This window comes from Paenibacillus sp. LRG-1 (genome assembly GCF_057220305.1).
This window is the reverse complement of sequence record NZ_CM170126.1, coordinates 4,656,896-4,668,827: the sequence shown is the minus strand read 5'-3', so window position 1 is coordinate 4,668,827 and position 11,932 is coordinate 4,656,896. Positions and strand designations below refer to the sequence as shown.

Annotated in this window: 8 protein-coding genes; 7 read left to right on the top strand and 1 reads right to left on the bottom strand. The window is 46.8% G+C overall.

What is annotated here, in order from left to right:
- Positions 1 to 72 precede the first annotated feature (72 nt).
- Genes ACUUJN_RS20585 through ACUUJN_RS20570 form a run of 4 tightly spaced genes read left to right on the top strand, consistent with a single transcriptional unit; the run spans position 73 to position 4,545 of the window.
- On the top strand, positions 73 to 1,194 hold the full coding sequence (locus ACUUJN_RS20585; RefSeq protein ID WP_028541542.1) for a glycosyltransferase: 1,122 nt from the start codon (positions 73 to 75) through the stop codon (positions 1,192 to 1,194).
- A gap of 4 nt (positions 1,195 to 1,198) precedes the next feature.
- Positions 1,199 to 2,464, top strand: a complete 1,266-nt coding sequence (locus tag ACUUJN_RS20580; protein WP_053325987.1) for a polysaccharide biosynthesis protein — start codon at positions 1,199 to 1,201, stop codon at positions 2,462 to 2,464.
- A complete protein-coding gene (locus tag ACUUJN_RS20575) occupies positions 2,448 to 3,674 on the top strand; it encodes a glycosyltransferase family 4 protein (protein WP_023990011.1) in 1,227 nt (408 codons plus the stop codon). Before ACUUJN_RS20580 ends, ACUUJN_RS20575 begins: the two co-directional genes overlap by 17 nt.
- Positions 3,634 to 4,545 (top strand): glycosyltransferase, encoded by a 912-nt coding sequence (locus tag ACUUJN_RS20570; protein ID WP_160789922.1) that lies wholly within the window; start codon positions 3,634 to 3,636, stop codon positions 4,543 to 4,545. Before ACUUJN_RS20575 ends, ACUUJN_RS20570 begins: the two co-directional genes overlap by 41 nt.
- On the opposite strand, the gene ACUUJN_RS20565 is transcribed toward ACUUJN_RS20570, so the two are convergent.
- Positions 4,513 to 5,217: a response regulator gene (locus ACUUJN_RS20565; RefSeq protein ID WP_023990009.1), complete on the bottom strand. Its 705-nt coding sequence runs from the start codon at positions 5,215 to 5,217 to the stop codon at positions 4,513 to 4,515. The genes ACUUJN_RS20570 and ACUUJN_RS20565 overlap by 33 nt on opposite strands.
- 45 nt (positions 5,218 to 5,262) lie before the next feature.
- Between ACUUJN_RS20565 and ACUUJN_RS20560 the strand changes: the two genes are divergently transcribed.
- Genes ACUUJN_RS20560 through ACUUJN_RS20550 form a run of 3 tightly spaced genes read left to right on the top strand, consistent with a single transcriptional unit; the run spans position 5,263 to position 11,926 of the window.
- Entirely contained in the window at positions 5,263 to 5,712 is a 450-nt protein-coding gene (locus ACUUJN_RS20560) for a hypothetical protein (RefSeq protein WP_023990008.1), read from the top strand.
- Positions 5,709 to 7,445 carry an ATP-binding protein gene (locus tag ACUUJN_RS20555; RefSeq protein ID WP_023990007.1) on the top strand — a complete coding sequence of 579 codons (1,737 nt, stop codon included), beginning with the start codon at positions 5,709 to 5,711 and terminating at the stop codon, positions 7,443 to 7,445. The genes ACUUJN_RS20560 and ACUUJN_RS20555 overlap by 4 nt, the downstream gene beginning before the upstream one ends.
- A 50-nt stretch (positions 7,446 to 7,495) precedes the next feature.
- A complete protein-coding gene (locus ACUUJN_RS20550; RefSeq protein ID WP_484668872.1) occupies positions 7,496 to 11,926 on the top strand; it encodes a hypothetical protein in 4,431 nt (1,476 codons plus the stop codon).
- Positions 11,927 to 11,932 lie beyond the last annotated feature (6 nt).

Below are 11,932 nucleotides of genomic sequence, written 5' to 3'. Positions count from 1 at the left end.
ACTCCTATAAGCAAACATTCTTAATTCTTTTTCAACAAAATAGAACTATTCGGAGGAAAAGGAGAGGTTTGTGTGCAGGGACCTATAGCCATTTTTAGCGATAACGACAGGGCTATTGATTATCCCAATGTGATTTGTTTTTACCAATATATACAGTGCGAGGACACGGAGGCAGCTTCAGTCTACGAGAACGCATGTTGTTGCCTGATTGATTATAGGGAGCCGGGGCAGGCGGTGCGGAAAGCCAATCAGATCCGTAGCCAATTTCCGCAAATGCCATTGTTACTGGTGACGGATGTAACAATTCCGTTCAGTGATCAGCATATGGTGCAAATCACCGGAGTAGGCCGTTTGCGGCTGCTATTTTGGCAAGCCAATGACACCGAAGAAATGCTTTCGGAAATACAAAGCTTGCTCTATCCCGAGTATTCGACCAAAAGCCAACATATTGCATTTATCTTGTCTGTATATAACGAAGAGCAACGTTTTGTTCATGTCAAAACCTTTGCTGAACGACTGCAAGCCTTTATCCGCAGCCATATTATTGAAGGTTCGATTTATCTCATTGATGATGGCAGCCACGATGGTACCAATGCCTTGATTAAAGCGCTGGAGGCAGCAACGGACTTGTCCGTAAACAGGATTAATCAGAATCTTAGCCCGCTGCTTCAAACAAGGGAATTGGGACGCAATACACGTAAGGCAGGGACGTATCTGGAAGGGATGCGGACCATAGGTGCGGATTACTACGTATTTGTGGATGCGGACGACTCCTTTTTTATTGAGGATATTGCCAGAATGATTAATGTTGTTCAGCAGGGCTATTATGATGTCGTGATCGGAACCAAGGATATGACCGCCGAGAATCGATCTTTATTGCGATCTGTTGTCAGCTTTGGTAAGCGGGTCATTTCCCGTCCTTTTTTACCAACAGGTGTGGTAGATTCGCAGACTGGGCTTAAAGTGATGAGTTCGGTTGCAGTAAAACGGATGTTTCCGCATTTAAAGGAACAGCTCGGACTGGCGCTGGATCTAGAAATGATGTTTATTGCCAAGCGACTCCAGCTTCGTGTGCTGCAATTACCCGTCAAATGTATTGACCGCGATGGATCGCACATTCATGTCTGGAAGGATTCTATTCGTTTTTTACGCTCCATCATTGATATTTGGCGACTGGATCGGCGGGTGAGATAACAACGTGAACAACCGATTGCGATCGTTGATGTTCCCTCTCTTTAATGTGCTGCTTAACGGATTTAATTTTTTCTTCCACATTGCAGCGAGTTGGTATCTTACCGGACAAGCTTATGGCCAGGCGAATGCGCTGCTGGCACTTTTTGCACTTTTATCCGTTTTGGGTTTATCCATCCAGCTATTAACCGCCAAACTGGTCTCTAAGGGAGACCAAAAGCTTGCGCTACGAAGCTTACCGCTCGGTTCTTTATTACTCAAAGCACCTCTGGTGCTAACCGTGCTTGCCATGATCATTTTACTCATCTTTCATCCGTTACTGCGTTCGCTATTAGGCGTCGAATCCGGCCCGCTGTTCATGCTGTATGGCTTGATCGGACTGCATATTCTTGTAAGTTCGTGCCGCGGAGATTTACAGGGCAGGGAACGCATGTTGGCGCTCAATGTGAACTATTACATTGAGGTATTAGGGAAGCTGAGCCTGTTTTTTGTTCTGGCTGCACTGGGGTTAAAGCTGGAAGCCCTACTGTTAGCAAGCTGTGGAGGAATGTTGCTGTCGCTGCTCCACGGCTGGATCGTTTCGGCTCGTGGCTTGTCCTTATTCACATACAGTGGAGAACATATCCCTTCTGGGCTATGGAAATCATTGGGTCAGGATTTCACCGATAGCCTTATGACGAATTTATTCATTTTGTTTTGTATCTCCATCGACATGTTGTATGTACAGCATTACTTTCCTGAGCAGGCCAGCAGCTATGCCATTGCGCTGAAGTACAGCCAGTTGGTCTATTACGTTTCGTATAGTCTAATTGCTGCCTTTATTCCAAAGATCGGTGCGCAGGGGCATGACCGCCAAGCTTTGGGCAAGTTGATTGCCGTCTATGCCGGTTTAATGGCTATAGCTGCAATCTGTGTATATGTGGGCACGACCTTTGTGTTCCCTTCCTCTATTCCCATATTATTCGGAGCCTCTTACCAATCGGCCGAGGCCTATATTCCATGGGGAGGATGGGTGTACTGGCTATTTTCCATCGTGCTGTTTTTTGTGCATGTGCACGTATTGGTGGGCAGACGAAAATTTATGTTCAGTCTGATGGCAGGAGCCGCGGCTTTATTAGTAGCCTTTCATATTGCCCACACAGATCCGGTAGATTTTTTGCTATCTGAGTTCATAGTTTACGGGGTTATGGCTCTCTACTTTGTGATAGACGCCTATGTGCATTTGTTCAAAATAAAGATAAAGGGGGATTTACCCCATGAATACCATACATGAACAGGACGGTAAAACCGTAGTTCTATTGCTTTCCTGGCGTGACATTCGTTCACCTAAAAGCGGGGGAGCAGAAATTTTTACCCATGAAATGCTTAAACGCTCACAGCAAGGACGTTTCCAGTTCATTCATTTTTCACCCCAATTTGAGGGGATGCCTGAGCATGAAATTATTGACGGTATTACGTATATTCGAAAAGGGAACATATACAGTGTTATTTATTATGCGATGCGCTATTACCGTCGTCATCGAGGGAAGATCGATTATGTGATTAACCAGGCGAATACGCATCAATTCTTTACCCGGTTTTGGGTGGAGGCATCCAAGAGGATCTTTTTCATACATCAACTAACAAGGGAAATATGGTTTGAGAACGCCAAATTCCCGCTAAATGTTATTGGGTTTCATATGGAGCCCTTGATGCTTAAGCTGGCTCGTAAGGATCGGACGCTTACGGTATCTCCGTCTACCCGATATGATCTGCTTAAGCTGGGCTTTCACCCGGATCGTGTTCATCTTTTACCGGAAGGCATTGAGTTTGATCATTGGCCGCGCGAACAATTTTTAACGAAGGAGCCTAATCCGACCTTCATGTATGCTGGGCGCTTCGTCAAATATAAAGGTATTGATCTGGTCGTTGAGGCCTTTGGGCAGCTCAAGGAAAAGTTCCCTCAGGCTATGTTATGGATTGCCGGAAAAACCGATAAAACCTATGTGGCAGAACAATTAGTGCCGATTATGAAACAGTATGGTTTGACATACGGAGAACCGGATGAACAGGGGCAATCGCAAGCCGATATTACCTTTTACGGATTTGTTTCAGCAGAGCATAAGCTGGAGCTGATGAGTCGTGCCCACGCGCTCGTATTTCCTTCCTTACGTGAAGGCTGGGGTTTGACGATTACCGAAGCGGCAGCCGTTGGAACCCCTAGCATTGTCAGCAATTCACCGGGTCTGGTGGATGCAACGGATTTTGGGAAGAGCGGGTATCTATGCTTTCACGGCGACATCCGAGGATTATCTGAACAAATGGAAAGAGCAGCAAAGGGCGGCGAAGATTACATGGCCATCCGTGAGCGGGCGTATCAATATGCGTTAAGATTCCATTTTGATCATACGGCTGCTGCGTTTGAGCAGTTGATGGAAGATTGGGTAGAGGAGGCGGAACAGAGTGGACAAAGTGGTCATTCTCTTCTCCACGTACAACAATGAACGGACGATAGAGCCTTGTTTGCGAAGCTGTATGGGGCAAAATTACAAGGATCTGCATATTGTAATTGCTGATGATGGCTCCAATGACCGGACCGTTGAGACGATTCGTATGCTGTCGGTAGGGAGTTCAGTACCCGTAACGGTATTGGAGCTTCCCCATGGGGAGCGGGGAGTCGCTAGGGTCAGGGCGGTTGAGGAAGCGAAACGCTTGGGTGCCGAATACATATTTGTATTGGATTCCGATATGATTTTAGCCGAACATCTGATTCAGCAGAGCATTGACTTTTTTGACGATCATCAGGATATTGGCGCCTTGGTCGTTCCGGAAGAGGCGTATTCGGAAGCAAATAATTTTTTTTCCAAAGTGAAAGTTTTTGAGCGAAATGTGATTAACAATGCGGGTGAAACCTTGGGAAAACGCTCCATTGAAGCCGCACGCTTCTGGCGAATGAGCGCTTACGAATCGACGGGCGGGTTTAATGCGGAGCAAATTGCTTTTGAAGAAATACAGCCGACCTTGCGTTATATAGAGTCTGGCGGAGTCATTCGTCGGGCGGTATTTACACGGGTATACCATGATGAAAAACAGGTGTATCTGCACGATGTATTACGTAAAAAAGCCTACTACTTTTCGGTGATGGATCGTACGATGTCATCTGAAGAGGGCGGATTGCGAAAAGCGCTGGAACGTTGGTACTTCTTCCGTCCGGTGCTGTATACATGGGGGAATTTGAAAAACTATATCCGTCACCCCTTGCTGACGATGGGGATGTTGTGGATGTATGTATGCCTGACTGTGATTGGGGTAGCCGCCGTGTTAAAGGGCGGCACCCGTCACTCAGGCGATCTCGCTAAGGCGGATAAGGCGTAACGATGAATGGCCGAGGGTCAGTGTATCCAGCGTGTATAAGTCGGGATCGGAAGATTCCGACTCCTCATACGGTATATATAATGAATGCGTGGTTAACTGAATACCTTCGCCGTCAGGATGACGTAGTGAGCAGCCGACAGGATACAGCTCAGCGAGTGCAATGTGTACAGCGGTTACGATATCTTGTTCATTCAGCAGCACATAGGGTCGGTACGGTGCATTCAAAATGCTGTCTATAAAAACTGACAGGTTGGAAGCTACGTTCTGGTCTGCATGTAGGCTGTTTCGGTTGAGTTTGGCCTGATCAAGCGCCTCATACAGTATTTTTTTTAGCGTATCATCATCCAGCTCCAGCGGTTTCGTCAAAAAACGGAACACACCGACTTGGTTAATCGCCGATAAAATGGACTGCGTATGCAGGTGACCAGACAAAATAATTCGTACGATATGTGGATAATCCTTCTTAATCATGCGAAGGAAGGTAATCCCATCCAGACCAGGCATGAGCAGATCGGAAACTACCACATCAATCGGGTGCTGTTCCAGCACTTGTAAGGCTTCTTTGGGCGTGTGAGCGGTATGTAAGGTGAATGCTTCTTGCGTCAAGGTCCGTTCAAGCAGGGACAGAACCATAGGGCTGTCGTCAACAAATAGAATGTTTTGGGGTGTCATAAGAACTGCGCAACTCCAATCAGGAAGTAAGAAATGAGGAACTACATGTATAATATCAGCGTTTTGGCATTTTTGAAAGATGTCAATACAGAACGGGCATTGCGTCTTTTTTGTGAACGATTTGATTCGGCTGAACATGCCCTCTGGGAAAAAGGTATGCGTCTCCTTCATCAGTATCATGCTGCACGGCATACAGGAGTGACCCTGGCTGTCTCCAGCGCACTTCAGCATATGGACGATCGTCATGATATTTACGTTGTTGATCTGCGAGAATACGGCGAGGAAGAGCTGGATCGCTTATATATCGCAAAAACATGTGAGTTGATCCTACTGACGGACGGGGCAACGGAAACCGCTGCGAGGTTTGCTGCACTCCAGCGCCGTACTCCCCGGTTGCTGTGCGCACGGCTACCGCTGGTCAGCTACGAGCTGGAATGCCTGATGCAGGCTATTTTGAGCCGTCTTGAACAGAATGGAGGGGACAGGGAAGCATGAAGCAATGGGCTTTGTTGAAACCAGGTTGGCAAAAGCTGATCCTGTACCTGATCGTTCTGGGTGTGACATTGTTCTTGGCCGCTGTGCTTCAATGGTTTGTTGTGCGGCAATTCAGTGGTCACTTGGCGGAGATTCAGAACGAGCAGCTCCAGTATGAGGTACAGGAACTTTCCAGCAGCATAACCGAGCGTTATGCCGCATGGCAGACTGAACTGAAGGAGCTGTCGTCCAGTCTGGGCAGAGATATGCTGAATCAGGGAACACGCCAGTATCCTGAAGGGTTTAAGCGTGAAAGCGGCGGGGCCTTTTATGTGCTGGATGAGCAGTATCATGTGATGGTCGGGCGAGACAATCGTGAGATGAAAAGTGCGGTCCAGCAGATTAAATGGCTGCAAAATGGTTGTGCAGTAAGCTCTTTTGTGACAGAGGATCATCAGCCTGCCCAGTATATAGCATGCAGGATTCAAGGAGCGCAGATGGGCGGTTTTATGGTGCGCACGGTTGACGCTGATATGCTCAGCGGGATTATTAAAAGTAAACCGGTTAACCAGCATGAGACTTTATTTTATAACGGTCAATTTAAGGTCGTAGCTTCCCGAAGTACTTCGGATATTAACCGAACGGACATCACGGGCGTAACCCGTAGGCTGCTGGAGGGCAATACAGGTGTCATTGAAGATGACGGTGAGAAACACGGAATAGGATTCAGCCGGATTGGGGAAGAGGCCCTTTACATATCGGTTAAGGATGTAAGCGAGGATACAGCACAGCGAATCAGCTCCTTCCGCAAACAATTGTGGATGGTCATGGTTCTGATATTGTTCATTCTGTGGGCCATGCTCGTACAGTTCCGCAAAAGGATTGTAAAGGATGCCATCGTGAACAATCAGGTGCGTGACCAACGGCGAGATGAAGATATGCGACAGCAGCAGGACACGTATTATTTGCCGTTAATGCAGACGATTGAGCAGCAGCTACAAGAGCTGCAAGAGCAGACTAGCCGTCTCACAGGCGGTGATGATTTGAAGCTGCTGGGATTTTATCATGATCTAGCAAACCGTTTTGAAGCGGCTTCCAGTCAGGGAAAAGGAGCCTCTCATGAGGAACTGGAGTATTTTCGCGAGTTGAATGAAAATTTCATCCAGGGTCGTCTCAGACAGGAATCCTCACTGGGAGAGTTACTGACGGGAGTCCGTAGCTTGCGCGATGAGCTGGAAGAGAAGATGCATGATAATAGTGGAATTAGCTTTACAGATATGAATGAAGTATTGTCTGAGTCGCTGAAATGGGCGAACCGTTCATTGAACATGAAGAACATTCAAGTGATCTTGCGGCAAGAGCCTGTTCCATCGATTGCAGCACAAGCACCCATGCTGTACAAAACGATTCAGGGGCTGCTGGAAAATGCAGTTCAGGCCATGGGCCAAGGTGGAGAGCAGCCTGAGAATCAGGAAAAGGGCCGAACAGGTCTGCGGTCCAAGCGGCAATCTCAAGTGCTTAAGGTTAGTTCACGGCTGGAAGAAGGAGAAATTATTATTAACATTGAAGACACGGGCGGCGGGATTGATGATAAAATGCGTTGGAGCTATTTCCAGCCAGACTATTCCCAAAACTCCCAGGAGCATGCGTTCAGCCTGTATCATATGGATGCATACCTGAAGACCATAGGCGGTCGTTTAAAGCTGCGTAATACCGATCAGGGCTTGCAGGCAATCGTTCGTTTGAGGAGATAGGCCCAAGATAACCGACAGATATACGAGAAGTTCAAGAGAGGGGGACAAGCATGAAAAAATGGATATTTCGCTACCGCTACGATATGGCGGCAATGATGTTGATGCTGATTGCGATTGTTGCATATCTTGCACCCATCTATGGACCAGGGCAAATTGTGTTTAGCGACATTGCTTTTGGAGCCACCTCTCATCGGTATCTGGAGGAAATAACCGGAGTATGGAACGAGCGATGGTCTACCTCGACCTTGTTCAATGCTCCACGTATCCTGTACATCTTGCCCTTCTATGGACTGTCACTCTTATTTGACGAAAGCGGCCCGGTCTTGCTCAAGTCGTTTATTACAGGCTTGTTATTTGTTTCGGCATTTTCGATGTATGCCTTTGCCAAGCGTCTGGTTAGCGTGTATTATTCACCAAGCTTTACGAAGACCCGTATTTTTGCCATCATGGTCGGCTCGTTGTTTTATGCGCTGAATCCGTGGGTTATTTTCCGCATTCAGCATATTTATTTGCTCTGTGGATATAGCTTGTTTCCGTTAATGCTGCGATTCTTTTTCAGTGCGGTGGACCCCAAGTTTCAAATTCAACAAATTAAAAACTATCATCCCCACAAGTTGTATCAGCGAAACTGGATCGACCTGTTCCTGTTGGCTGCGGTATTCACCGTTAGTGCTGCGGCAATTCATTATTTTTTCTTCGGTATGATTTATTTGGGATTGTTCACCATGTTGCTATTGATCAAGTTGACCTGGACCCATCGTAAGGCCGGTCGCACCTATTTGCAGCCGTTATACGGCAATTTTTTGCGTAAAGGGATCATTTTTGGCGTGTTTTTCGGTCTGCTCAGTTTTTATTGGTTGTCTCTATATGTCGGTAGCATGTTGATGGACGCTCAAGCGTCTCAGCATAATATTAACGTCGTGGATACGTTGTCTCTGTTCAGCCGCAACAGCAGTTTATATAATGTGGGTTATTTACTGAGCTATTGGTGGCCCATGTTTTCCTTGTCCTCACTGCCTGTCATGTTTTATGTAGGAGGGGGGTTTTTGTTGCTATTGATCGGGTATGCGATGGTGACACGTTCACATAAAAATCCGATCATTCTGATCTTCTCGCTACTTACGCTGCTGTTTCTGGTTGCAGCTACTGGGACGACGTTTCCATCCATTGCCAAGTGGTTTGTCATTTTGGTTACGAAAACCCCTGTGATTGGTTCGGTTTTCCGTGATCCTAACAAATTTATTGGACTGATTGCCCTTAATTTCGGGGTGTTGCTGACCTTCGGTGTTATTCAATTTATGGAATGGTTCGGATCATCCCCGTTGCAGCGGGTATATAAAAAGCTGGCGGTAGTTATTGTCGTTTTGTGCCTGGGGATATATTTTGCTCCCTTGCGTACTCAGTTCATTGAGGGGTACTACAAGCCGGTACAAGTGCCGGAGGCTTATGGTCAAATGGCTGAAAAGCTGACTGACCCGGATCGTTTCGATAGCAAGGCATTATACTTTCCGATTGCTGACAATATGATTCAGAGCTATAACGGAGTAGCCACGCCCAAATGGAATAAAGGGAAGACCGCAAACGAAAAGGCAACCGGAGATTTTCAGGTATACTCTTCTCCTAAAAATACGATCTTTCATCATGAGGGGAATGATCCCGGCATTACATACTATATGAATTTTCTGCAGTATGTCATGGACAACGGATTAAGCTCCCGATTAGGCTGGCTGTTCTCTACCTTTGGGGTCAATCAGTTGGTCTACCATGATGAATATGTGGGGCAGGAGAAGCGGCAGGATTTCCACCTGTCTCAGCTGGAAGGTCAGACCGGGCTGAAACGTACGTACCAGAACGGGCTATTTTCCATATTCAATCTCGATCAGACACCGCCCTATATGAACATCCTTGCGAGTAAAATTGTAACACCTTACGGTTTTAGCCGACTGGAGAGCTACAGTCATCTGCCTGGTTTTGATTTTAGCCGCTTTGGGGTGCTGTTCAGTGCGTTAAAGCCTGAGCTAAAAACCATCCAGATGATTAACAAAGGGGATTATGTGGAAGCGGCGTCCTTTAATGACTTGTTGTTGTCACAGCTTCCAGCCGAGGATTACTTACGCCCTTTTGATGCCATTGAGGATGGTAATGCCTTTTTAAAATGGTCCAAAACCTTTGCCTCGACTAACGATTGGTTATGGTATTTATCCTCCCAAAATATACGGAACTTTCCGTTCGATATGGAAATGGATGCAGGGATTGCGGTCACCTTTGCCAGTAAGAAGCTGGATGTGGCCCCGTATCAGATGAGCAGTATCGAAGGGAAGACGGTCGTGGACTTTGATTCCATGTTGCGGACCGAAACCTTCTTCAAGCCGGATAATCCGCAGTTGTTCAGTGTGCAGGCTAATCCCCGTGAGGAATTGAATGATGTGCCAACTCTGCACGGCGAAATTATGAAGGGAGACCCGAGTAATATATGGCAGGTCGCTAGATCGGGTTTGCTGGAAGCCAAGGAAAATAATCCGTATCAGTTCCAAATTACTGTTTCCGGTCGCGGAACGAACAAAATGCATGTGAAAATGAGATTTTACGATAAGCAAATGCGTGAACTGGGGGTTAGCTATGTCGTGGCGCCTTCGGAGGGATATAATTTTGACAGTGTGAAATTTTACGGGGAATACGTGTCGCCGCCCGGTAGCTATTGGATGCGAATGGATTTGTTAACCCTACAGCGTCCACAGCAAAAAAATTACTGGTGGATTCATGATATCCAGCTGCGTGATTTGGGGCAATATAGCAAGCCTAATACGTTTACGATGCACAAAAAACTGGATCAACCTCAAACCTCGCATGTATATGCTAGAGTGTTTATGAATAAGGCAGGCGGAAAATTACAAGTCACACTGCCGGACAAAGTGGTTAGTATCAAGACTCAGGATGATGGTTTAAACCAATTTCAATGGGTGGATCTGGGAGAACATGTTTTTCCAAAAGGAGATACTCCAGTCACGGTTAATAACCTGCAAGGCTTTAATGCGATCAATCAATTTGCGATTGTCCCTGTGGATCAGCTAGATCAGCTATCTTTTCCAGTGGAGCAGGCATTGAAGCGGGGCAAGCTTTTTTTCACCTTGGAGGCAGAGAGCGATTTTAACGCACAAGGGAATGTACAGACGGAACGTGCTTTACCAAGACTTAGTATGGGGCGGGGGATCAGCTATCAGAAGGGGACGTTAAGCAGGGATGTGGAAGTCGCCAAAACGGGAACCTATGCCACAGCTATTTTGGCTAATCTCCCCGCTGGGTACCAGGGGTCATTAACGATGAAGTGGACGAATGAAGAGACGGGAAAGGTGCTGACCAGAACGATTCGTACGAAGGAGTCGTATAAGCGGCTACCCGCGACCTCTTTATCTGAAAAGCAGGTTATTGAAACGGTGCCCGATCAGGATGGTTTTGCCAAGAAAATCATACAAATTCCCGGTCTGCTGAATGACTACGGCCGAGTCGAATTTAAAAATCTGTTCCTAACCAAGGGGAAGTATCGCTTAACCCTTGTGCTGGATAGTCAGGTGCCGTCATTGAGCCGTTTTGGAGATATTCATCGAATGGCTGCGCAGGAAGTGACGGTGATGCCGGGGGAGGATACGAAGGAATCATTGAGCACGACGGATGTCGGATGTGTGGCGGATATTCGACCTGGGCAGACGAATCTGTCAATCAAGGACGAAGGACTCTCTATCCGTTACGCACCTAGCTATTCCTGTGACTGGAATATTTATGCGTCCAAGAAAATGAAGGCAGAGCCGCTGCAAGAGTATGCCGTTCAGTTGGATGCGCGATCAGAACAAATTGGAAGTCGGCATATGAAGGTCATTTTTTTGAATAAAGCGTCCCAGGTTCTCCAAACCTCCTATATTGATGAGGTGGAGGAGAGAGATAAGGAACAATGGAATCATTATGATCAAATTGTGAAGGCTCCGGCAGGAACTGCCTTGATGCAGTTTCAGATTTTGGCGCATGCGCACAAGAAGCAGTCAGGCTTATTTCAAATGAAGCAATATTCCATCATCCCTTATCAAGCCATGATTACAGTGGATCAGTTTACGTTGTTTGAGGGATCGGATATGGATACCTTTTTTATGGCTCCACATGCATCGGAGAGCATTCAGGCAACTCGTGAAAATTCCATGGAACGCAGTTTTACGCTATATAATCCAACGCATGAACAGGTGCTGATCCGGGAGACCGAATCACCCAATCCACTGTGGGAGTTCAGGCTAGGTAGCGAAAATCAGCGAGCCCGTCTGTCCGTCAATGGAGTGACTACCGGATTCATTACCAATGGTAACGGGAACGGGAAAGTCGTCGTTATTCTGGCTTCCGCCTACCGTTTCGGCTGGGTACTGTTCCTCATAGGGATACTGGGTGGAGCAGCTTGTTTTCTTCCTTATCGGCGATGGAAGAAGCGAAATCTTTCATAAAAAGCA